Origin of the sequence: Pseudoalteromonas sp. H103 (assembly GCF_001469205.1) — a bacterium.
In the GTDB taxonomy this organism is placed as follows: Bacteria; Pseudomonadota; Gammaproteobacteria; order Enterobacterales; family Alteromonadaceae; genus Pseudoalteromonas; species Pseudoalteromonas carrageenovora.
Genome location: NZ_LOFG01000001.1, coordinates 548020 through 571020, shown reverse-complemented (window position 1 = coordinate 571020; position 23001 = coordinate 548020). Strand labels below are relative to the sequence as shown.

At 38.1% G+C, this 23001-nt stretch carries 19 protein-coding genes; 9 read left to right on the top strand and 10 right to left on the bottom strand.

Translation table 11 applies throughout. The annotated features are described in order from the left end of the window. Position 1: 1 nt before the first annotated feature. From ccmE to ccmA, 5 genes are read right to left on the bottom strand one after another with little or no spacing between them, the layout of a single operon-like run. A complete protein-coding gene (gene ccmE / locus ATS74_RS02560; RefSeq protein ID WP_058547368.1) occupies positions 2 to 481 on the bottom strand; it encodes a cytochrome c maturation protein CcmE in 480 nt (159 codons plus the stop codon). Then, on the bottom strand, positions 478 to 681 hold the full coding sequence (ccmD, locus tag ATS74_RS02555; protein ID WP_058547367.1) for a heme exporter protein CcmD: 204 nt from the start codon (positions 679 to 681) through the stop codon (positions 478 to 480). Before ccmD ends, ccmE begins: the two co-directional genes overlap by 4 nt. 2 nt (positions 682 to 683) lie before the next feature. Then, the gene (locus tag ATS74_RS02550; RefSeq protein WP_058547366.1) at positions 684 to 1421 is read right to left on the bottom strand and encodes a heme ABC transporter permease; all 738 of its coding nucleotides are present in this window, start codon (positions 1419 to 1421) and stop codon (positions 684 to 686) included. Beyond that, on the bottom strand, positions 1421 to 2107 hold the full coding sequence (ccmB, locus tag ATS74_RS02545; protein ID WP_058547365.1) for a heme exporter protein CcmB: 687 nt from the start codon (positions 2105 to 2107) through the stop codon (positions 1421 to 1423). The genes ATS74_RS02550 and ccmB overlap by 1 nt, the downstream gene beginning before the upstream one ends. Then, positions 2107 to 2727, bottom strand: coding sequence for a cytochrome c biogenesis heme-transporting ATPase CcmA (gene ccmA / locus ATS74_RS02540; protein WP_104642251.1), 621 nt, complete (start codon positions 2725 to 2727; stop codon positions 2107 to 2109). The genes ccmB and ccmA overlap by 1 nt, the downstream gene beginning before the upstream one ends. 103 nt (positions 2728 to 2830) lie before the next feature. On the opposite strand from ccmA, the gene fliK reads away from it, so the two are divergent. Next, positions 2831 to 5263, top strand: a complete 2433-nt coding sequence (fliK, locus tag ATS74_RS02535) for a flagellar hook-length control protein FliK (RefSeq protein WP_058547363.1) — start codon at positions 2831 to 2833, stop codon at positions 5261 to 5263. Positions 5264 to 5265: 2 nt separating this feature from the next. Continuing rightward, positions 5266 to 5574 (top strand): EscU/YscU/HrcU family type III secretion system export apparatus switch protein, encoded by a 309-nt coding sequence (locus ATS74_RS02530; protein WP_058547362.1) that lies wholly within the window; start codon positions 5266 to 5268, stop codon positions 5572 to 5574. A 30-nt stretch (positions 5575 to 5604) separates the two neighbouring features. On the opposite strand, the gene ATS74_RS02525 is transcribed toward ATS74_RS02530, so the two are convergent. Beyond that, positions 5605 to 6141: a thioesterase family protein gene (locus ATS74_RS02525; protein WP_058547361.1), complete on the bottom strand. Its 537-nt coding sequence runs from the start codon at positions 6139 to 6141 to the stop codon at positions 5605 to 5607. Between the two features lie 105 nt (positions 6142 to 6246). Between ATS74_RS02525 and ATS74_RS02520 the strand changes: the two genes are divergently transcribed. Further along, positions 6247 to 6741 carry a hypothetical protein gene (locus ATS74_RS02520; RefSeq protein ID WP_058547360.1) on the top strand — a complete coding sequence of 165 codons (495 nt, stop codon included), beginning with the start codon at positions 6247 to 6249 and terminating at the stop codon, positions 6739 to 6741. Positions 6742 to 6767: 26 nt separating this feature from the next. On the opposite strand, the gene tyrR is transcribed toward ATS74_RS02520, so the two are convergent. The 4 genes from tyrR to bcsE all read right to left on the bottom strand — a co-directional run bounded on the left by tyrR (position 6768) and on the right by bcsE (position 11859). Then, positions 6768 to 8324 carry a transcriptional regulator TyrR gene (gene tyrR, locus ATS74_RS02515; RefSeq protein ID WP_058547359.1) on the bottom strand — a complete coding sequence of 519 codons (1557 nt, stop codon included), beginning with the start codon at positions 8322 to 8324 and terminating at the stop codon, positions 6768 to 6770. Between the two features lie 159 nt (positions 8325 to 8483). Further along, a complete protein-coding gene (gene bcsG, locus ATS74_RS02510) occupies positions 8484 to 10067 on the bottom strand; it encodes a cellulose biosynthesis protein BcsG (protein WP_058547358.1) in 1584 nt (527 codons plus the stop codon). Next, positions 10064 to 10240, bottom strand: a complete 177-nt coding sequence (locus tag ATS74_RS19985) for a hypothetical protein (RefSeq protein ID WP_171038406.1) — start codon at positions 10238 to 10240, stop codon at positions 10064 to 10066. Before ATS74_RS19985 ends, bcsG begins: the two co-directional genes overlap by 4 nt. Then, entirely contained in the window at positions 10237 to 11859 is a 1623-nt protein-coding gene (gene bcsE, locus ATS74_RS02505; protein ID WP_058547357.1) for a cellulose biosynthesis protein BcsE, read from the bottom strand. Before bcsE ends, ATS74_RS19985 begins: the two co-directional genes overlap by 4 nt. Positions 11860 to 11975: 116 nt before the next feature. On the opposite strand from bcsE, the gene bcsR reads away from it, so the two are divergent. The 6 genes from bcsR to ATS74_RS02475 are packed head-to-tail and all read left to right on the top strand — an operon-like array spanning position 11976 to position 22756. Then, complete coding sequence (gene bcsR, locus ATS74_RS02500) at positions 11976 to 12179, top strand: BcsR/BcsP family cellulose biosynthesis protein (RefSeq protein ID WP_058547356.1); 204 nt, start codon at positions 11976 to 11978, stop codon at positions 12177 to 12179. A 7-nt stretch (positions 12180 to 12186) separates the two neighbouring features. Beyond that, on the top strand, positions 12187 to 12900 hold the full coding sequence (gene bcsQ, locus ATS74_RS02495) for a cellulose biosynthesis protein BcsQ (protein ID WP_058547355.1): 714 nt from the start codon (positions 12187 to 12189) through the stop codon (positions 12898 to 12900). A 2-nt stretch (positions 12901 to 12902) separates the two neighbouring features. Next, positions 12903 to 15578 carry a UDP-forming cellulose synthase catalytic subunit gene (bcsA, locus tag ATS74_RS02490; RefSeq protein ID WP_058547354.1) on the top strand — a complete coding sequence of 892 codons (2676 nt, stop codon included), beginning with the start codon at positions 12903 to 12905 and terminating at the stop codon, positions 15576 to 15578. After that, positions 15571 to 17817: a cellulose biosynthesis cyclic di-GMP-binding regulatory protein BcsB gene (gene bcsB, locus ATS74_RS02485; protein ID WP_058547353.1), complete on the top strand. Its 2247-nt coding sequence runs from the start codon at positions 15571 to 15573 to the stop codon at positions 17815 to 17817. Before bcsA ends, bcsB begins: the two co-directional genes overlap by 8 nt. Further along, positions 17817 to 18947, top strand: coding sequence for a cellulose synthase complex periplasmic endoglucanase BcsZ (gene bcsZ / locus ATS74_RS02480; RefSeq protein WP_058547352.1), 1131 nt, complete (start codon positions 17817 to 17819; stop codon positions 18945 to 18947). The genes bcsB and bcsZ overlap by 1 nt, the downstream gene beginning before the upstream one ends. Then, on the top strand, positions 18938 to 22756 hold the full coding sequence (locus ATS74_RS02475) for a cellulose synthase subunit BcsC-related outer membrane protein (protein ID WP_058547351.1): 3819 nt from the start codon (positions 18938 to 18940) through the stop codon (positions 22754 to 22756). Before bcsZ ends, ATS74_RS02475 begins: the two co-directional genes overlap by 10 nt. Positions 22757 to 23001: the final 245 nt, after the last annotated feature.

Below are 23001 nucleotides of genomic sequence, written 5' to 3'. Positions count from 1 at the left end.
ATTAACTACCGCTATCTAGGTTGTATTTTGGTTTTTCGTGCTTGATGCCTTTTACTGCTTCAGCAACTTCTGCTGGCATGTATTCTTCATCATGCTTTGCGAGCACCTCAAAGGCCTCAATTACATTTGGTTCAACTAAAACACCTTGCGCTACAATCCCTTGCCCTTCGCGAAATAAGTCTGGCAAAATCCCCTGATAGCGAACCGTTACTAATGGGCCTGTATCAATGAGCTTAAAGCTTACTTGTAAGCTTTGCTCGTTTCGCTCAACAGTGCCAGGCACGACCATACCGCCAATTCTTAACTTTTGACCTATATGTGGCTTTTCTTTGTTTGGGCCTTTACCGTCAATTAATTCACTTGGTGTGTAAAACAAGTTTATGTTTTCTTGTAGTGCATACAACACAAGACCAATAGAAGTACCTATACCAAACAGTACGGCAATAATCACTAATAGGCGTTTTTTACGTCGTGGGTTCATGATGTTTGTTCCTGCTTAGCTTTTTTAATTCTTTCTTCGCGTATTATTTGTTGCTCTACAGAGGCCATAATACGTTTAGTATCTCTAAGAGAGTTTAATAAAATACCGAGTAAAATAAGTGCGCATGTACCAAAAGAAAGCCATACATAAAATCCATAGCCTCCCATAGCAATAAAATCTGAAAAAGAGTCAAACTGCATAACTACCCCTTATTTAACAACGCTCGCACCCAAGGGCGATGCTTTTCACGTTGTAAAATTTCATTTTTAAGACGAATTAAAGTCACAGTACCTACAAATGCTGCAAACGCTAAAATATTCACCATTAGTGGCCAAAACATACTAGGGTCAATTGCTTTTGTGTCGAGTTTTGTAATAGTTGCACCTTGGTGTAGGGTGTTCCACCACTCAACTGAGTAATGAATAATAGGTAAATTAATAACCCCTACAATTGCTAAAATTGAAGCCGCACGGCCAGCTGATTTTTTATCTTCAAAAGCATGGTAAAGCGAAAGCACTCCCAAATATAAAAACAATAAAATAAGCTCTGAAGTTAAACGTGCATCCCATACCCACCATGCTCCCCACATAGGTTTACCCCATGCGGCACCGGTTATAAGTGCAATGGCAGTTATACACGCCCCGACTGGCGCAATAGCAATTACTGCAAGTTCTGCATTACGTAACTGCCAAACAAGTGCAACAATTGCGGCTATCGCCATTGAGGAATACGCGCCCATGGATAAAATAGCTGAAGGCACATGAATAAAAATAATACGGTAACTATCTTTTTGTTGGTAATCAGCAGGCGCAAAACCTAACCCCCAAACCCAACCAACAATCATAGTAATAACCGTAACGACGGCAAAATAAGGCAGTAACGTATTGCATAGCTGATATGCACGCTCCGCTTTAGCATAGGGATGTAACCACTTCCACATTAACTTACACTCACTTTTAAAGCTGACGATATGGCAATTGGCGCACTTATAATAGCAATAACTAACATGGCACCAAGAATGGCAAGCTGCCCACTATAATCCAGCGACATAGAGCTGGTGTCGATAGCAGACGTTGCAAAAATTAAAACAGGAATATACAAAGGCAATACCAGTAAACTCATTAAAATGCCGCCCTTTTGTAATCCTACAGTCAGGCCCGCACCTATTGCGCCTATAAAGCTTAATAATGGCGTACCTAATAATAATGTTAATACGGTTGCCAGTAATGATTGGCTTTCTAAATTTAGTAATAAGGCAAAAAGCGGAGTCATTAATACAAGAGGTAGCCCTGTTACAACCCAATGCGCAGCCACTTTGCCTAAAACTGATAAAGATAGCGGGTAAGAAGAGGCAATTAACTGCTCTAATGAGCCATCGTTATAGTCATCTCTAAATAACTTATCGAGCCCTAGCATGGTAGAAAGTAGCGCTGCAACCCAGATAATACCGGGCGCCATTCTCGCAAGTAGACCGGGCTCAGGCCCAATTGCTAACGGAAATAACGAAATAACAATCAAAAAGAATAAAATAGGATTAACTATTTCAGCACGCTGGCGAAATGCAAGCTTTACATCTTTACTAAACACCGCGCTAAATAGCTGCCAGTAAGAGTGTTGACGAATCATTAGTGACGATACTCCAACGTAACCGTTTGCAAGTTATCAAAGTGAGTGGTTAAGTCTTGATGGGTCGTTAATAAAATAGCGCCACCGGTTTTTAAATGCTCACCAAAGCGTTGCTGCAAGTAAGCTACGCCGCTTTTATCAAGGGCGGTAAATGGCTCATCTAATACCCAAAGTTTGCAATCACTTAGCCATAACCGCACCAGCGCCACGCGCCTTTGCTGCCCTGCAGAGAGCATTCTTACCGGCACGTCTTCAAGGCCAACCAAGCCAAGCTTTGCTAAAATAGGGTATAAATCGGGAGTGTCTTGATAGCCATTAATTTGCAACCAATATTGTACATTTTCAATTGCGGTGAGCTGCGTATTAACCCCAGTTTTATGACCGATGAATAGCAGCTCTTGTGCATACTCTTCATAGTACTTATTAATTGGCTGCTGATTGAATAAAACAGCGCCTTCGTCAGGCACAGAAAAACCCGCGACAATACGCAATAACGATGTTTTACCAGCCCCATTAGGACCCGCTAATTGCATGATTTGACCGCTATTAAGGCTAAAATTAAGATCCGCAAACAAACAACGATCTTGCTTGATGCAGGTGACGGACTTAATGTGTAACAAGATGACGATTCTCTATGCCAAAAATTAGGCGTTAGTCTACCATAATGATAGGGTAATACGAATATTGCTTTATAATCGATTAACGAAAACTTGATTTAAAATAATGAATACACCAACGCAAATAACATTATCTAATTCATTGGTTAACAATCAAACGACCAACAAGCACACTAATGAATTAACACAATTACCAGATGAGGTTATTGCGGCCAAAAACATTCAATTTAGTAAAAGCTCAATCACGCTTGATGTATTTGTAGATAAACATTGGCAAACAATTAGATTGGGCACCTCAAGTGAAGCACCAAGTACCCAAAAAATAGCAAGTGCAAATATTCAATTAAGCCTCGATGGTAAACAACTCACTATAACGCCAAATAATACAACAGTGTCATTAAACCAGCCTGCGCAATTACAGCGTTTACTTAATTACATAAATACAGGCACCGAGGTAGAAAGCAAACCTATGCCAGCACAAATAGTGCTTTCGCCTTCACCTAAGCTAGTTATTGAAAAACTCAATGCCAGTATTGCTATAAATAAAGACGTGGCGCAAATACTTTCATCGGAGCAACCTTTAAAAGTAATCGTGAGCACAAATAATAAAGGCGCTCAACTTAATGTTGTAAATCGTTTTGCAGATACCGTGCATTCACAGCCCTTAGCGCAAACAAAATTAGCTAAACTACTAACGGCTTTATTACCAAGTGCTGAGCTAAAAACAACACCCAAACTTGCTATTTTAACGCATCCACAAAAACAGGGCTCATTCACAATACCTTTAAATAACAAACAAGTGAGCGAATTGCCGAACACCCCTTTAAAAGTAGGCTTGTCCAATCAAGCCGACAAAGTTTTAATAAAAACACAAATAAATACAATGCAAGTAACCCTTAATAACTCATTTACTAAGGCGTTTAACAACATTGTGAGTGCTCAACCAAGCGCTTTACCATCTGAGGCTTTAAACAATACGCTAAGCCCTTTAGTTGGCACGAACAGCCCTATAAAGTCGTGGCTACAAACAAGCTTTAGTGATTTTAAAACCCGCATTAACGACGCTGTTAAATATTTTGAAAGCAGACCTTTTACTGACAGTTCAAAACTCTCATTGAGTGCTAATACCACTGAGCAAAACCAAACCACATCAACTCAAGATTTAAAGCAACTAGGTAAACCTTTAATTACGCAAATAAATATTACTGACCATGTAGATAACACACTAAATAAAGTTAAAAACCTGGAAGCACCACCACTACAAAAACACTTTAATCAACTACCTGCTTTAATGCAGTTAACACAATTAGTTAAAGCAAGGGTAAATGTTTGGCAATCCTCTTCACACACTGTTCAACCAAGTCAAACACCTTTAAATACGCTACAACACAACACAGTTCACACACCCGCAATAACTAAACCCGTTGATGAAAAAATTGCTGTTGAGCAAAAGGCCGCACCATTAATTACAAAAATCCCTGAACTGCAGCCTAAAACATTACAAGGCTTGCAAAGTCAGCTAACCGTTGCTGTGGCTGATAACCAAAAACCATCAATGTCACAGTCAACTCAAGCGAGCGTTAAACAATTTTTACCCGGAGAAATGCCTTCACGAAGCCAAATGTTACAGCCTATTGAAGCTAAGCTTTTCAGTAAATTATTAAGCTTACCAGTAACATCGCCAAATATAGTGACTGATAAACCTTTGCTAAGTAGCCAAATTGCAGAAATAGCACATAAAGCCACACAGAACACTCCTGATCTAACTCGCCTAGTTAATCAGGCATTTAATAGAATGGTATCGAGTAGCAATATAAATCCTGCGACTGTTCAACGTGAGATATTAGCAACCATACAGCCAACATTCCTTTCAAGCGAATCATTGCAAAGTAGCTTTAGTAAAGGACTTGAGCAAGTGGCTGTTAGTATTTTAGCTGCCCCTATTATTAGCCAATCAATCACGCCTTTGACCTTTAATAATCAAACTGGTTTAGATGCCCTAATGCAAGTACTCATCCCTACATTTAAAACAGGTAATACTGGCCCCAAAATACTTGAGCAATTACAACAAGCTCAAGTACAAGCATTGGCAAGCGAAATAGTACAAGTAAAAAACACGCTTACTCAAGTTAGTGCGCTTACTCCTAATCAACAAATTGATACAAACCCGCTAGCGCAGTTTTTGTTTCCTATGAAACTGCCACCAGAAGCTGGGCAAACCGAAATAACCCTAGGGCAATATAAAAAACCAAGTGCAGATAAATTAGAAGATAAAAATGTATGGTTTGTAAGGCTAAATTTTGATTACGCGCAACTTGGGCAACTACAAATAACGGCAGAGTTAATGGATAAAGCACTTGATTGCCAGCTACTCGCCTCAAGCCAAGAGGTAAGTGCTATTGCTCACCCGCATTTAGATAACCTACGTTCAAAACTGGCTAAGCACGGCTTACAAGTTGGTGAGCTAAATTTAAAAAGAGGCGATGCTAAACACAGCGATTTTTATAAATCTCACGCCATTATTAACATTAAGGTTTAATTATGAGCAATGCATCTAACGATAAATCAGCCATCGGCCTTTTATACGAAGCAGGCAACTCACCTACAGTCAGTGTAAAAGGTTTTGGTGAATTAGCAGATGAAATAATAGCAGCGGCTAAGCAAAAAGGGATTATGATCCACCAAGATGAGGCGCTCGCTAAAACACTCTCACACTTAAAACTTGGTGAAGAAATCCCCAAAGAGCTCTATTATGTGATTGCCGAGTTAATTGCTTTTTCGTATGTGTTAAGAGGGCAATTTCCACCTGGATGGCAAGACTTTCAAGGTAAGTTAAACGTAAAAGCATAAATAGGCGCTAAGCGCCTATATGAGTTAGAGCTACTTAGGTAAGTTAGTTATTTTTTTCTGCTCTAGCATTTCTTTCCAGTGCATAACTTCGCTTGGTAAAATAGGAGTTTGGCCTTCAAAACCAGCTACTTCAAGCATTTCTTCAATACTTACAATACCTTTTTTATTTTTAAACACACCTCGTACATATGCAACAGCATGTAAGCCACGCTCTGAATGAAACTTTTGTTCTATGTAAAAATATTTATGATCCCAGCCCACTAATTTAGTGCTTATTGTATAGCGCTGCATAGGCTTAATATCACGAATATAAGTAATAGCTGTGGCATTTAATATAGGAAACCAACGACGTTTCATTACTTGTTTTAATAAGCCAATTCTTTCGATCATCCACGTACGAGATAAATCCATCATCGCAAGATAGCGAGAATTTGTTAGATGCATATTAATATCGCAATCAGTAGGCAACGCTTTGTAATCAATATCTACTGTATCGAGTAAATCTTGATAATGCTGATTGCGTTTAATTTTAAAAAATAATAATAAAAGTCGAATATATAGGTTCACAACAAAGGTCTTACCAGTTAATTTTACACGAGTGTAGCACAGCCACTTGCTAACACGAATTTTCTAATTTAATCTTAAATCATTATTATAATAAAAAGTAAAATCATGAAATTAAATATTAATGTTATTGCTGGGATTGTGTTGTTAACACCTAGCTATAGTGCGCTTGCCGATTTTTCGTTACCGGGCAAAGGAACTGTAACTTACCCAACTGGCGTGGTTAAAGAATTTGAATTTGGGTTTAAATGGCAGCAACAAGCTGAAAAATTCAGTATAGGCTCAAAAAGTTACAATATGGAGCAAATTCCTAGCTCTTACTCTGTTGCAATCACACTTGCTAAAGATGATAGCCAAGTATGGGTACAGGAGTTTAACAACGGCTTTATTAAAGAGTTTGAATGGCACATTGGCGATCATAACGTTGTATTAAAAAAGCAGCAGTTTAGCGATCCGGTAAAAGGTGACTATGTTATTGAACTCAATGGTCGTAGTTACTTTTTTACCCGTAACAACGCAAGTATAGTGATGAACTTTAATGAAGGCGGTATAGAAACAATAGCTATAGATGGGGTTACTAAAAATATGGGCACTAAAAACTAGTGCCCATGAAACTTATTATTACACCTTTACACCTTTACGGTTTTACGGTTAATACCGTAATCACGCAATTTATTTGCCACTGCGGTATGGCTTAAGCCTAAACGCTTGGCCAACTGTCGTGAACTTGGATAAGCAGGATAAAGCTTACGAAGTAAAGTAGCTTCAAAGCGTTTTACTGCTTGATCTAAGGAGCCTTCAAAGTCTGATTCTAAATACCCTAGGTCATGAGTAAAAGTAGGCAATTGTAAATGCTCTACACGTAGCTCACTGTCATCCAACAATGATACTGCGCGGTAAATTGCATTTTCAAGCTGGCGTACATTCCCAGGCCAAGGATATTGCTGTAAAAAGCTTAAACACTCTTGTGAAAGCAATGGAATTGCATGACCATTTTGCTGTGCGTACTTTTGAATAAAGTGCTCAGCCAGCGGCCCAACATCAGCTTTTCGGTCTCTGAGTGGCGCTATTTCAAGGGTTAACACATTGATGCGATAATATAAGTCTTCCCTAAAGACGCCCTCTTGAACCATTGCTGGTAAGTCTTTTTGAGTCGCTGCAATAATGCGTACATTTACTTTAACTTCGTTTTCATCGCCAACTTTTCTAAACGTGCCGTCTTGCAAAAAGCGCAGTAACTTAGTTTGTAATTGAGTCGACATTTCGCCAACTTCATCTAAAAACACAGTACCACCATCAGCTTGTTCTAATACGCCACGTTTAGGCGCTGTGTTTTCTTCATATCCGGCGTAGCCAAATAATTCAGACTCAGCAACATCATCAGGAAGTGACGCACAAGAAAGCGCAATAAAAGGCTTAACAGAACGATTAGATGCATAGTGGCAAGCTCGAGCGAGTAACTCTTTACCCGTACCTGTTTCGCCAGTAATTAAAATGGGAGCTTCTAATTGCGCCATTTTACGTGCTTCACGCACAACTCGACGCATCGCGGTACTAAAATTGTGAATAGTTGCAAAGCTTTCTTGTCCGTAGCGCCTAAAGGCACTTACTTGCTGACCTAGTCGGCTTTGCGATTTAATATTAATAACTGCACCAGCAAGTACATCACCTTCGCCACCTTGCGGCACTGCGATAGGTAAAATGTCGGCAATAAAGTCTTCACCAGCAACTTCAACGCGTGTGGTTTGACCAAGCACCTCTTTGCCTTCTAACCAGCGCGTAAAGTTAAACCCTTTGAGCAAGTTATTAATATTTGCCCCGATAACTTCTTTTTCGATAAGTTGTAAGTCTTTACATGCGGCGTCGTTACATAAACGTACCCAACCTTTAGCATCAATTGATATAACACCATCGGGTAATGCACGCAGTAATGTATTTAGTTCGTTGTGCTCACGTTCTGAGGGCAAAAATGCAGTCGTACGCACATCATGAACGCCATCTATTAAACGTATCGAAGGCATGATTTTTTGAAATTGTTCAAATTCAATTTCAGGAAAGCTCACGTACATACGGCAATTAACAGAATCGACTTCAATCCCTTTTAAATCAACGCTGTAGTTAACTAATATATTAAGGATTTCTTGGGCAATACCCATTCGATCAGCACAGTGAATATCTAGACGCATACATCCTCAAAGAAGGAAAAACTATATTAGTCGAATAATACGCTAAGTCGCTGTGAGAAGGTAGCTTAATGTAAACATTTTTGGACAAAGAGGTATTACTAAAATCCGCTCACTCAAACAATACTGCCTTTTAAAAGTAGTGTTTAAGTGAGCACGATATTAATTACCTTGAGGGTACGCTGTCCAGTCACCGCCATCTAATTGTATGTATGGACGCTGATTTACATACATCATAATTGTATCGGCATTTTCAGCAACTTTAGGGGCTTTAGGTAGGTTTTCAAGTAAGTTAGCAACACTGTTTTTCCCGCCAAAAACATCGCTTTGTAGTGCCTTACTAACAAGCTGTGATAATGCAAAATAACTGGTTGAATCATCGACAACAATTTGTGAGTAGTTTTGTACGTCAGGGCCTATAAACTTAATAGCAACAGGCACCGAGACAATAGAAGGGCTCGGTATTTCACGCAAACCGGCAAATTGCACTTTATCACCCTTTAGTGCTGCGCCGTGCTCTGGCACTATCATTAGCATTACATTACGACCACGGCTCTCAAGATTTTTTACAAACGTATTGATATCACTAAACAAGTTTTTATGTCTTATAGGGTAACTCTGTTGGCTGTTCATACGAGCTCGATTAGCTAGTTGATTGCCATCATGTAAACTTGTTGTGTTGTAATACATAGCACAAGGTTTACAGTCTTTTGCTTGAGTGTCTAACCAACCATTTAGTACTGCACCATCAGAATAAATTGGACTGTCATCAAAACCATATTGAGCAACTGGCATAGAGTCTATATTAAACGGTGTACTATTTAAGCCGCCGTACTTATTAATCAAGCCTTTAAATTCATCAAAATGACCGTCATGGTTCATTACAACATTGTTTTGATACCCTAGTTTTTCTAAGTTTTTAAACAAGTAACATTGCTCTGGTGCGTCTTTAAATAATGCTGTTTGGCTTGTTTGTCCGCAACTTGCGCGTAGTAATCTAATTGCAGCAGGACCACTGTATGAGGTCGCTGAGTTAAAATCAGAAAATACCACATCAAAATCTTTATACATGTCTGTTATATCTACGCCAATAGCTTTTAAATCCGCAACTGCCATTGAGCAAACATTCAATATAATTACATCAAACAACTCACCACTCACCTGGCTTGGAAAGTTACTCGTTAATAAACTTTGTTGTTGATAAAAGTCAGCCAGTTTTTGATCTGGAGATTGTATAGCTTCAGTAATTACTTGTGCTTGCGTAGAACTTTGAGTTTGTGCCACTGCGGCAGAGTTTGGTGTATTACTCACAAGGTGTGATTGAGAATCGCCACTTTGCCAGCCCATCACTAAAAGTCCTACAACCGTTACTGTAGTAAAACGTATCCACTGAGATGTATACCAAAAACATATACAAATAACGAATAAAGCTAATATCATATCAACATTAATAACGCGGGTTATTAACTCTATAAAGTAACCAAAACTAAAATCTTTAACATTTCCCGCTTGCTTAGTTAATCGGTTAATTGGTGGCAGCCATGAGTCTTGATAAAGCAGTACCACGGATAACACACCACCTAATAGATGTTTGGCTTTTTCGATTAATGGCTTTTTAAACTCAATAGCTAGCATTGCAGCTAAAGCTGCATTTGTAAGTACGTTAAAATCTATTGCGCCATAATAATAAAGGGCAAATTTAACTAAAAAATAAAGGTTCCACACCCCTAAGCCTGACAATTTCACTGCTTATCCTTTTTTATTTTATTTGGTGTATAAGGTTCAAGTACTTCATGTTTAAAAGTAAGCTTATAATAATATTGTTTTATACGTGTGAGTAAGTGCGTACCAAACAAGCACAACACAACACCTAAAATCATCGCCAAAAAGGCTGTCAAAAAAAGTTGATTAATACTCATACACTACCTTTTAATTTCATTGTAAAAGGTTTGGCGTCTGCTCTGCCCTTATCAATAAACTCGGGTGTTTCTAAGTCATCTATAACGCTTTTAGCCATGTCCGGCGCAAACTTGTAACTATCATTTTCTGCCAATTGCTTAGAATAATCTACAAGGTTTTTGCCAGTGTAAAAGCGCCTGAGCTGCTTACACTCTTGTTGAATATAAAAATGATCAGAGATTACATTTTGCTGTGCAAAAAAATCACTCGTTGTTAATTTAAATAAATGCTTAATTGCATTATTTACATCATTTTCTCTACATGCATGTAAATACAAATACACAGTATTTTCTGCAATACTAAATACATCTCCTTCACGCTTAATATGAAATAAATGCAGGGGATGAATTGGATCTATTCTTGGTAAAAGCTCTAATTTAACTAATACCCCACTCACACCAAGGTTAACAGCGGAGTCACTGTGTATTTCTACTTGCTTAGTAAATTCGTTAAAAGGTAAATAACCCTTAGAAAACGTGTTTTCAGTGTATTTTAGCACATGCTCTACTGAAGGAGGCAGCGGCCTAGTGTACTGAAAGCCTTGGATTGATTGTACTTGCGATAACAACCTCGACGGCTCTGATGAGCTATATAAAATAAGGTTTACGCCAAGCGTTAAAAGTAAGCATTCATCTTGATGACGGATCACACCATCTACATTTTGAATAACTAACTTTAACCAACGGCCGCAGTTTTTTCTTAATTCAAAACATTGTTTGCCTAATAATGCTAAGTCGGTATAGCGTGTAACTGCAAAAATTAATGTCGCTGCTTCTACTTTTGGGCCTTTATTAAATAGCTCATTGTTATCTTTTAGGCTTTTATAATGAGCTGGTAACTTAGTCCCCTCTGGCACTACATTTTGAACTAGCCACACCTCATCCTCATCAGTAAAACCAGACTCTTGAAGTGTTTTATTTTTGTTATTTAAAGCTTCTTGTACTATCAATTGATGATTATCTATCGATAATTGAAACTGTTCACTCGCTAATATTCCTCGACTGTGACGCCAGTAGTCATATTCGAGTACACGCACTGCGGAGTCGTTATCAACAAACATCAATCCATCTAGATATTTATTTAAGCGCCTAAATAAAAAACGATAATTAGCTACATCAGGACCCGATATTAAAAATAATAATGTAACGCCCGTTTTTTGCGCAAACGTATAATAATCCCTCATTATTACTTTCAAACTAATATCATCAACACTATTAATTTGTGCAGTATTAAAATGAATAAATACAAGTGCCTTGTTTAGACGCTTATAAGCACTGATCTCTTTTATTATATTTTTATTAATATGCTGAGCACTATATTGTTGCGTGCTTGAGGAAAGTGAAAAGGGATGAACTCTATTTTTTTCATATGCTGAGTTTAACGCTTGAGAAAAGGAAGAGTCAAAAAATGATTCAATTTCTTGAGAAACTATAAATATATCATTAACCAAGCTAGGGTTAATTGAATGTAACGCCAGTTCAATCACAAAATTGTCTAAAGGGGCCAAAACAGCATAACTTGAAGCCGATTTTAACTCTTTTGCTGCAGGCTCTAATCCCGTTATGTTAAAGTTATGCACTTAAAACGCCCTATAAAAAAATACTTTTTTACTAGTTTTACCCGCTATTCTATATATAATAGCCAAATATTGTCCACTTTTAATAAAAATAATTAAAATATTATATAAAGGTTATGATGCGCAGTTTAGCTTATAAAGACTCACAAACGTTAACATCTAGTGACATAGAAAACTTAGCGCGCCGCTTTGGTGGCAAAAGCGAAGATTACATAGAGATTGTAAATAAACAAAAAAACACCCAAACAATCAATAAATATGCTTTATTAAAAGAAATAAATAGCGAACTAAACACATTAATAAGTTCAAATAATAGCGAGTAATGTAACGTTGCAAAGAGTTTTTGTTAAAGGTATCAAAGGTGGGTTGGGTAGCACTTCTGTTGTTGCTAACCTTGCGTGCGTATTAAAAAAATCTGATGCAAATGTTATTGCTATAGACCTAGATGCAAAAAGTGATTTGGGTTTACACTTTGGTCTACCTTGGAAGTCAACTAAGGGGTGGAGTAACGAAGGCAACTTTGAAGATGCACTTGTACACTTTCATCAAGATAGTGACGGAGTCATATTTTTACCTTTTGGTGATAATAAAGCTGACCAAAACGAAATTATCAGCACAATTAACAATTGCGAAAAGTTGGATTGTCCTCAAAATACTTGGTTCTTGTTCGATTGCCCTTCTTATATTTATTTAGAGCGTTTTCCTCTAAAACCGAATGATATAGTTATTGAGCTTATAAATTGCGATGCTATTTGCCACAGTCTAATTTACAAGCGACTACAAAAACTAAAAAGCTCAGAGTCTAACTGGAAGCATTATTTTTTAGTTAATCGTTATAATTCAGCTTCTGTACTCGAGTTTGACTTATTTTCACTTTGGCAATCAACTCTCCCTCTTATGGCACCATTTTTTATTAACAGCGATGAGGTTATTAAAGAATCAACTGCTTATAGAAATGTTGCACTTAACTGTGCGCCGTACAGTATTGCCAATGATGATTTTGAAACACTCGCTGGTTGGCTTGTTAGTAAAGCGGCTTTATAACAATGAGCTTTACTTTATTTTATAAACGCCCCATACACAGTACCTTATACATACTGTTGAGTATTTTATTTACCGATAAGCTTGTACGTTATATTTTATTTAAATTTCACAGCTACTTTAACCAACATAAAGTAAATGTAATTGAGGCTTTTCTAATGCCTTTCATTACTTTATTCAGTTCACTGTTTATAAATATCAAAAAACATAAACTTGATTTTGAATTGGTACTTTACAGTTACTACCCGCACTTGAGATTGCCTTACAGGACCTATATTTACTCAAATATAATACGCTTTATTATTCAAAGCCTGTTTTTAATATTTTTTAAAAATAAGCCCAAAGCAAGCTCGTACTCTATAAAGGAAACTGCAACAGACTACTTTTACGACCGAGTTAGCTATATTTTAAGGCAACTGCGCTGGTTCGATTTAAAGCTAGGTAAACTAATTAGACGCTTACTTTCAAAAAATAAAAAAGCTCCTAAAAAAAGCGCATTTAAAGCAATGTCTGAAGCGCGTATTTGGCAAAATAAACTCATAAAATATTTGATGCTCGCATTTATTTTATTTTTATTAGCCATTTTTATCACTATTCCATTTAGCCTAGAAGCGCAGGCCGTTTTTATCAGCTTTATATTACTAGTTGCATATGCCCTTAAGCGCGTAAAAGGTCAAATGGCTACCATTGTCATGATCACTCTCTCTGTAACAACTTCTTCTCGCTATTTATGGTGGCGTTATACTGAGACCTTAAATTGGGATGACCCTGTAGCACTTGCTTTAGGTGCTGGTTTATTACTTGCAGAAACCTATGCGTGGCTGGTGCTTATTTTAGGCTTTTTTCAAACTATAAATCCGCTTGAACGTAAACCTATTCCTTTACCTAAAAATACAGATTTATGGCCTACAGTTGATGTTTACATACCCACTTACAATGAGCCTTTAAGTGTTGTAAAACCAACTACTCTTGCGGCATTAAGTATTGACTGGCCTGCAGATAAATTAAACGTTTACATACTTGATGATGGTAAACGCCCTGAATTTGGCGAATTTGCCAAAGAAGTCGGCGTAGGCTATTTAACTCGACCAGATAATAACCATGCCAAAGCCGGTAACATGAATAGTGCAATGCGCTATACCGATGGCGAATATATTGCTATTTTTGATTGTGACCACGTCCCTGCTCGCTCATTTTTACAAATGACTATGGGGCAATTTTTAAAAGACAGTAAAGTATGTCTAGTACAAACACCGCACCACTTTTTCTCTGCTGATCCATTTGAGCGAAACCTTAATAACCATAGCCAAATCCCAAATGAAAACATGCTATTTTATGGACTTATTCAAGACGGTAACGACATGTGGGATGCCACTTTCTTTTGTGGTTCTTGTGCGGTATTAAAACGAGAAGCGCTTGAAGATATAGGGGGTTTTGCTTTTGAAACGGTAACAGAAGATGCACATACAGCACTTCGTATGCAGCGCGCTGGATATAAAACGGCTTATATAAACATTCCACAAGCTGCGGGTCTTGCTACAGATAGCCTTTCAGCTCATATTGGCCAACGGATCCGTTGGGCCCGAGGTATGGCACAAATTTTTAGACTCGATAATCCATTAATGGGTAAAGGCTTAAGTGTTCCTCAGCGTCTGTGCTACATAAACGCAATGCTGCATTTCCTCTCTGGTATTCCTCGTATTGTTTTTTTAACAGCACCACTGGCACTTATATATTTTAACGCATATATTATTTACGCCCCATTTTTAGCCATATTCATTTATGTTGTGCCAACACTTATCCAAATAAAAGCAACCAATTCGCGTATTCAAGGCAAATATAGATACTCATTTTGGGGAGAAGTCTACGAATCTGTACTTGCTTGGTATATTTTAAAACCAACTACCGTGGCACTTTTCAACCCAAATAAAGGTAAGTTTAATGTTACTGAAAAAGGCGGCCTAAACGATGAAGAGCATTACGATTGGGGTATCTCTAAACCTTATTTGATCCTCTTAATGATTAACTTACTTGGTATACTTGTAGGTATTTTAAGACTCGTTCTGGGCGATCCGAGCCAAATAGGCGTACTTGTAATAAGTATGGGCTGGGCTATTTATAATATTGTTATTTTAGGTGCTGCCGTTGCTGTAGCAGCCGAGGCAAGACAAGTAAGGCAATCACATCGTATTAAAGCTAATTTTCCGGCGGGTATTCGATTAGCTAATGGGCATACCTTAAAAGTTAAAATTACAGATTACTCCGATAATGGTGTGGGTATTGAAACTGAGCATGCACACTTATGTCGTGTTAACGATAAAATAGAGCTCTTAATGAGCCGCGGTAATAAACAGTTTTCGTTTACAACCCACGTATGTAATACCCGTAAAAAACAAATAGGTTTAACAATTAAAGATTTATCGCTTGAAAAGCAACGTGCCTTTATTCAATGCACATTCTCAAGAGCGGATGCATGGCTAGATTGGCAAAACAACTTTAGACATGATCGTCCGTCGTATAGCTTTAAAGAAGTACAAAAAACAAGTTTGAGGGGCTTTAGTAATTTATTATTTCATGCTCCAAGGCCGTTACAACCTATCATTAAGTTTATGACTAATATTGTCATTTACGTAAACTCATTCACTCCAAAAAAACCGATAGTGCATAATAATTATGATTAAAAAGCTGCTTAATACATTTCTGACATTGTTACTCATTAGTAGTGCTTATCAGGCTCTTGCTATAGAGCCGATGCATGATAAATCTATGTTTATAAATGGATATCCCGAGAGTGCGCAGGTTTCAAGCCTACGTTTAGATTTTGAGGCATTAGGTTTTAATGGCTACAAGCTAGATGGAATAAATAATAATTCACGCGTCGATTTTACAAATAGAATTGATAAATTAAGCACAAATTTAAAGCTTAATTTTTCATACACTAACTCGCCTTCATTAATCGCTAATGTGTCGCATTTAAAAGTTTATTTTAACGATAATCTAGTTACCGTTTTACCAATAAACGATAAGTTAAGTGTTGTTAAGAATACGGTTAACCACAGCTTAAGCCTTAACGCAAAATACGTTCAAGACTTCAATCAGGTTCGCTTTGAGCTTGTTGGTTACTATGATTTACAATGCCAAGACTACTTTAGCCGCTCTATTTGGACTGAAATAAACAAGTCGAGTAATATCACGCTTGATCAAAAACAATTAGCAATTGATAGCCGTCTTGAATATTTACCAGAGCCATTTTTTGATGCTAAAGACTACAGCAAATTAAATTTACCCTTTATATTTGCAACAACACCAGGTACTAAAGCCATTGAAGCAGCTGCTACATTATCTAGCTGGTTTGGTGCACAAGCAGATTGGCGAGGCGCGAACTTTCCGGTAGTGTTAAATAAAGCACCACAGCAGCATAGCATCGTATTTATTACTAACGATTCTAAACCTGATTTTTTAAAAGATTACCCTGATGTCGAAAAGCCAACCATAGAACTTATCTCAAGCCCTATCCATAGATATAACAAAATGTTGTTAATACTTGGCCGTGACGAAGAAGATTTAAAAACAGCAGTAACAGGCCTTGTGTTTGGGCACAAAATAATGACCGGCAGAAGCGCAAGTATAGAAGCAATAAACAAACTGCCCCTGCGTAAAGCATACGATGCTCCACGCTGGCTTCGAGGTGACCGCCCAGTTCACTTTGATGAATTAACTGACTACCCAACTCAATTACAAGCACAAGGCCTAAATAATGGCCCGATTAAATTAAATATTCGTTTTGCGCCCGATTTATTTACGTGGCGTGAAAAAGGCATTCCTATTACGTTGCAATACCGTAATACACCTGAAAGTGAAACCTTAGACTCGCGCTTAAATATGCTAATAAACCAAGAGTTTATTAATGGCTTTTTATTAGAAAAAGACGATTCATCGCTCACAACAACCAAAACATTACTGCCATTAATAGCCAATACAGATACAACTCAAAGTGCTGAAGATTTTTCTTTAGATGGCATTAAGCTCGCTAACCGAAACGAGCTTAACTTTGACTTTAGATTTGCAGTGCTGCAAAAAGGAGAATGTCCAGCCGCCCCTCCTGGTGGTGAGTTTGGCGTAATAGATGGAAACTCTAATATTGATGTGAGCGGGTTTGATCACTACATTGCATTACCGGATTTAAATGTATTTGCTAACAGCGGCTTTCCATTTACTAAATACGCTGATTTACAACAAACCCTCGTACTTATTGACGAGAAACCGACTCCAGAAGTAATTTCGGTACTGCTTAATTTAACAGGCCATTTTGGTGCAATTACAGGTTACCCAACGCATAGAATGAGTGTTGCACACTTAAATCAAAATGCTGACTTAGATGATAAAGATATTTTAGTGATTGCTAAAGCAAGCAGCGTTGCTAACGAACTTGATGAAAATGCACAAACTAATATCTTATTAAATGGCAATCAACGTGCTATTAAACAAGCTATTTACAACGGTGCCTATGATGAGAACGAATCTGAAAAAGTACAAGTGAGCATAAAAAGTAGCGGCGATATGGCCGTAATAACAGGCTTTCAATCTCCGTTTGATTCTGAGCGTTCGATTGTTTCGCTAAGCGCGACTTCTCATAATGGATTTGGCTTGTTAAATAATGCACTAATGAATTCACAAACTCTTGCCCAAATAAAAGGCAGTGCAGCAGTTATTAACTCACAAGGGATCAAAAGCATTAAGACTGACGAGCAGTACTTTGTTGGTCATATTCCAGTGCATACCTTAATCTGGTTCCACTTATCAGATCATCCATTTGTACTTGCACTGCTCTCAATTTTAACGCTGCTATTGATCTCATTTATTATATGGCGATTACTACAAGCGCTTACCTATAAACGCTTAGCTGAAGGAGATAAATAATGAAATCACTCATTAATATATTTTTAACTGTGATTGCATTAATAACCTTTAATGCCAGCGCGCAAATAGAACAATGTAAGCCATGGGGCGCATGGCAAACATTTAAAAATAACTTTATAAGCCAAGATGGACGAGTTATAGACTTAGGTAGCGAGAAAAACATAACGACTTCTGAAGGGCAATCTTACGCGTTATTTTTTGCTGTAATTGCCAACGATAAAGCAACGTTTGACTTAGTCCTGGATTGGACTCAAGAGCATTTATCTGAAGGCGATTTAAGTACGCGCTTACCTGCATGGCAATGGGGAATTAATAACGATAATGAGACCGGAATTTTAGATTCAAACCCTGCTTCCGACTCTGATTTGTGGATTGCCTACAGCCTATCGCAAGCGGCTATGCTTTGGGATGACCGTCGCTACAGTATTTTAGCTTCAGTGGTTGCACAGCGTATAATGCGTGAAGAAACAGCGTATATTTCAGGTCTAGGTTTATCACTATTACCCGCTCCATCAGGTTTTGAATTTGATAATGAGCGCTTTAAACTAAATCCCAGTTACTCTCCTTTATTTATTTACCAGCAGTTTAAAAAATTATACCCACATTCTCCTTGGCACCAGCTACATGAGGGCTCTGCCAAGCTAATTTTAGATACTGCTAAACAAGGCGTTAGCCCTGATTGGGTAATGTATGATGCCAATAATGGCTTTTACTATGATAAAAAAACAACTGATTTAGGTAGCTATAATGCAATTAGAGTGTATTTATGGGCTAGCATGATGGCAAACAACGCGCCTTATAAAAAAGAGCTATTAGCACAATTTAAACCTTTCATTGAAACTATTAATGAGCGTGGCTACGTGCCTTTAAATACTTTTGCTAAATCAGGGAAATCTGAAAAAAGAGGCCCACTTGGCTTTAGCTCAGCACTTATGCCTTTACTTGCTACAAGCAGCGATGACTCCTTAGTGATGGCTATTCAACAAAAGCTGATGGTCGATAAATCATTTACTCAAACACGTTATTACGACAGTGTACTTAACTTATTTGGTACTAGTACATTTAACAATCGTTTTTCAATAACAGCAGATGGGACGCTACAACCAGCATGGAGCACTGAATGCCGTTAAGGTTTGCCCTAGCATGCACATTAGCGCTTAGCTCTGGATTAAGTGCTAATACAGTCAACGATATTGATACACAGTCTGTTGATTGGTTGTTAAGCCAAATAAGCATTGGCGAGGCACAGCAAAACAAAAAGCTTGTTGAAGATAGCTTACGCAAGCTCGTAGCTATCGCGCCTGCTCGTATTGAAACACAATGTGCTGTTGCACGTTATGATTTTGCTAACGGCGAATCTGCAAAAGCCAACCAGCTGCTAAGCAAAATAGATAACGGACTCACAAAGCAAGCCCCTTGTGTTGAAAAGCTTAAAATACTTTCTCGTATTGAGAGTAAAGATAAATCTTTAATTCAACAAGCTAGGCTACTTTCTCGAGCAGGGCGTTACGAACAGGCTCGCGAAATATACAATAAAATTTTTAAAAACACCTACCCTACGCTTAATTACGAGCTAGAGCACTTAAGTTGGTATGGACAAGACAGCGAGCAATGGGCAAGTGTTAAAAAGGGTTATGAAAAGTTATTAAAAAGCTACTCTAATATAGGTTTGGTAGAAATAGCTTATGCAAGGCATCTACTTAGAAAAGACCCTAATGACCAAGTTGCAATAGAGCTATTAGGTCGATACGGCTCTACATCATCGTTTAGTAACGAAGTAGAAGAAATTTGGCTTAGCGCATTAGCTAGCATGCCAATAAATAGACAAACCGATAGTCAGTTTAAAAAGTATTTTTCTATTTACCCTTTTAGCAGCAAAGGGGAGCTTCAATATCAGGACTTCAAAAAAGATTTAAAAGCGCGTCAAACACTCCTTGCAGATCCTGCTTATCAACTATGGGTAAGAGGCGACAAGTTACTTGAAAAGAATAAACTAACCTCTGCTGAGCCTCTACTTTTAAGCGCGTTAAAAGGTCGCCCTAAAGATGGAGCTATTATGCGCAGCCTTGGAATTTTATACCTAAGGGTTGGTGATAATACTAAGTCATACAGATACTTTACTAACGCGCAAAAATATACAGCAGACTTTGCTGAACGTGAAACATTAAAAGGTTTAGCAAAAACTGCAAAGTTTTGGCTATATATACGCCAAGCTAAAGATGCAATTAATAATGAAGAGTATAAAACTGCAAAACTAAAGCTAGATTTAGCTGATTCTTTAGAGCAAGACTCAGATATCGTTCTTTATAACAAAGGCTTATTACAATTTGCTCAAGGTCAGTATTCACAAGCAGCACTGACCTATCAAAGCGTTTTAAAAAGCGATCCACTCAATAGTAGTGCGCTAATTGGTTTACTTGCAATAGCAGAACTTGATCAAAACGATCGAGCTCTTACCTCGTTTTATAACAGTTTATCGTATGCTCAGAAAAATCAAATTAAAGACTCATACTCAGTATCTTTAAGCAGCCAATACCGCTCAAAAGCGACCACTTTAGCTCAAGCTGGGGATTTAGAGCAGGCTGAAAAAGTATTAAAAGACGCCATTGAAATAGCACCACAACAACCTTGGCTCTATTACGATTTGGCGTTTATTTATCAGCAAAAAGGCCTAACTGAAAAGGCCCGCGCTTTGTTTAATAATGTGCTGTGGCAATTTCCGCTAAACTCGCAAATTCGATATAGCCACGCGCTTTTTTTACGCTCTATAGATGATTATCAAGGCGCAATTAAAACCTTACAATACATTCCTTTTAAAGCTAGGGATGAAGAGATCATTGCACTTGAGCAACAACTTCAACTTAGTCAGTCTTTAACTCAAAGTGAGCGCCATTTAGACACTAAAAATAAAGCTACGTCAATTTATCACTTAAGTAACTTAGAAGCGCAAAATTTAACGCCTGCGATGCAAGCCGAGTTATCACGTAGCTGGTACGCTATTGATGAGAAAAAACACGCCCTACAACTTATCGATAAAGCATTAATCGCCGAGCCTACGCTTTCATCATATTGGCATACGCTTTTCGGTGAGTGGCTTTTAGAGCAAGGCGACGAGAAAAAAACTAAACAGTGGTTTGAAAATTACGTTTTACCAGAGAGCGCCTCTGAAGACGAAAAAACACAATATGTTCAATTACAAAATAGCTATATTAACCAGTATTACAGTGGCAGCGATTTAATTGCGAAGCTTAACCAGCTTGACCAAAAGTATAAAAATACCCCTGCGACTACTACTGCACTTATTAATGCAAACCTAGCACTAGAGCAACGCGAAGCAGCAGTTATTCTATACCAACAAAAAGTTAAAAATAATCAAGTTATTGAACCTCAAGCATTACTTGCAGTTGCAAGTGCTTACAGAGAGCTTGGCAATGACTTTCAAGCAAAAGAAGTAACTAAGCAAGCAATAGTACAAACTACATCGCAAGAAGATTACTTACAGCGCCAAATAATGTCGTCACTCAATGAGTTTAATTATTCAGGCGATGCGCTTTTTTTAGCTAAGCAACTTATTAATAAATCCCCTAACGATCAAGAGCTTCGTTATTTGGGCGCACAGGTAGCTAGTAACTTTAATGAATCAGAGCAAGCTCAAACTTGGTATTCGCAAACGCTTTCACCTGATCGAACTCTAAACGATAAAGAGCTATATGGGTCCCTTTTAAAAATAGATGAAAACGACCCTTGGTATATAAATGGCGCTAAACGCGAACTAATAAATGAGCAAAACAAAAATCAAGCATATATAGCGATAGGCGTAAACTTTAGCGGCCAAACAAGTACTGAAAGTGACGCTACACTTGGCGCTGGCTCAGTACCTATTGAAGCTTACTTTCCGCTTTGGCAAGGCCAAGGGTTTATTAAAATAGACCCTACCAGTATTAGCGCACAAACCACACGTTTTGATGAACAGTTTGCAGGCAGCCGCTACGGGCAAGGTGCACTGTGTATTTTTACCTGTGCAATAGATGAAGTCACACCAGAGGAAAGCGGTGTAGATGTAGGCATTGGCTGGCAAAATGAAAATTGGCGCGTTGATGTAGGCACTACCCCACTTGGTTTTTTAATTGAAGATATTGTATGGGGTGTAAATTATGCAGATAGTTTTGGTGACTTTGGTTATAGCCTAGAACTTGAAAAGCGCCCTGTAACAAGTTCAGTACTCTCTTATGCAGGCCTTGAAGATATAAACACCGGTGAAGTTTGGGGCGGAGTTCGCTCTACTGGCATTACTGCTAATGTTTCACACGACTTAGGCGGCAATTGGGGATTTTGGTCAAGTGCTGACTTTACCTTATACAAAGGTCAAAATGTTAAGGATAACCAACGCTATAGAGTAATGGGTGGTACATACTACCGTGTAATTAGTAACCAAGAGCGTGAGTTTACTGTGGGTGCAAGCCTATTACATTGGGCTTATCAGTTTAATTTAAGTGAAGAAACTTGGGGTCATGGCGGTTATTATAGCCCTCAAAACTATGTAGGCTTGTCAGTTCCTTTAAGTTATGACGCACGGTGGGGTGATGATTTTGTTTATCGCTTAAAAACCGGTGTATCGTATTCACAAACCAAAACTCAAGCGATTGACTTTTTCCCTAACGATCCCGACCTTCAATTACAAGCTTATGAGAGAGAGCTAACCACTAGCGTTGATCCTGTGTTTGCAAGTGATGACAGCTCAGGGGTCTCGTATAATATAGAAGGTAGCTTTGAGTATCGTGTAACACCACATTGGTTTTTTGGTGGTTACTTAGCTATTGACCGCTCTGACTTTTACGAGCCGAACTTTGGCCAGCTGTATATCCGTTACTATTTTAACCCTGTATACGGTACATTAGAGTTTCCGGGCACGCCGATTATTCCTTACGCTGACTTTTAACGCGGTAGGCGGTGATACATCGCGAATGCTTCCCCTCGCACTAAGGTATATGTATACTTGAGCGCAATTGTAACTAGGATAAGGGTGTGTCTCTTACCTTGTGGTGTTACTACCATATAGCAAATCATTATCTTAGCTACAAATAATATACTGATGGTCGAGCATTTTAGTACGTACAAATCCTAAAATAGCTAAAGCAAAAAATTATAAGGCCATCAAAACAATACTTAAAGTTAGGAAGTAAA

Bases quoted from the DNA above. Each gene is read 5' to 3' on its own strand.
- ATS74_RS02530 (WP_058547362.1), top strand. From the start codon at position 5,266: ATGAGCAATGCATCTAACGATAAATCAGCCATCGGCCTTTTATACGAA.
- tyrR (WP_058547359.1), bottom strand. From the start codon at position 8,324: ATGCGTCTAGATATTCACTGTGCTGATCGAATGGGTATTGCCCAAGAA.
- bcsR (WP_058547356.1), top strand. From the start codon at position 11,976: ATGCGCAGTTTAGCTTATAAAGACTCACAAACGTTAACATCTAGTGAC.
- fliK (WP_058547363.1), top strand. From the start codon at position 2,831: ATGAATACACCAACGCAAATAACATTATCTAATTCATTGGTTAACAAT.
- ATS74_RS02550 (WP_058547366.1), bottom strand. From the start codon at position 1,421: ATGTGGAAGTGGTTACATCCCTATGCTAAAGCGGAGCGTGCATATCAG.
- ATS74_RS19985 (WP_171038406.1), bottom strand. From the start codon at position 10,240: ATGAGTATTAATCAACTTTTTTTGACAGCCTTTTTGGCGATGATTTTA.
- ATS74_RS02520 (WP_058547360.1), top strand. From the start codon at position 6,247: ATGAAATTAAATATTAATGTTATTGCTGGGATTGTGTTGTTAACACCT.
- ATS74_RS02475 (WP_058547351.1), top strand. From the start codon at position 18,938: ATGCCGTTAAGGTTTGCCCTAGCATGCACATTAGCGCTTAGCTCTGGA.
- bcsB (WP_058547353.1), top strand. From the start codon at position 15,571: ATGATTAAAAAGCTGCTTAATACATTTCTGACATTGTTACTCATTAGT.
- ccmD (WP_058547367.1), bottom strand. From the start codon at position 681: ATGCAGTTTGACTCTTTTTCAGATTTTATTGCTATGGGAGGCTATGGA.
- ccmB (WP_058547365.1), bottom strand. From the start codon at position 2,107: ATGATTCGTCAACACTCTTACTGGCAGCTATTTAGCGCGGTGTTTAGT.
- bcsA (WP_058547354.1), top strand. From the start codon at position 12,903: ATGAGCTTTACTTTATTTTATAAACGCCCCATACACAGTACCTTATAC.
- ccmE (WP_058547368.1), bottom strand. From the start codon at position 481: ATGAACCCACGACGTAAAAAACGCCTATTAGTGATTATTGCCGTACTG.
- bcsZ (WP_058547352.1), top strand. From the start codon at position 17,817: ATGAAATCACTCATTAATATATTTTTAACTGTGATTGCATTAATAACC.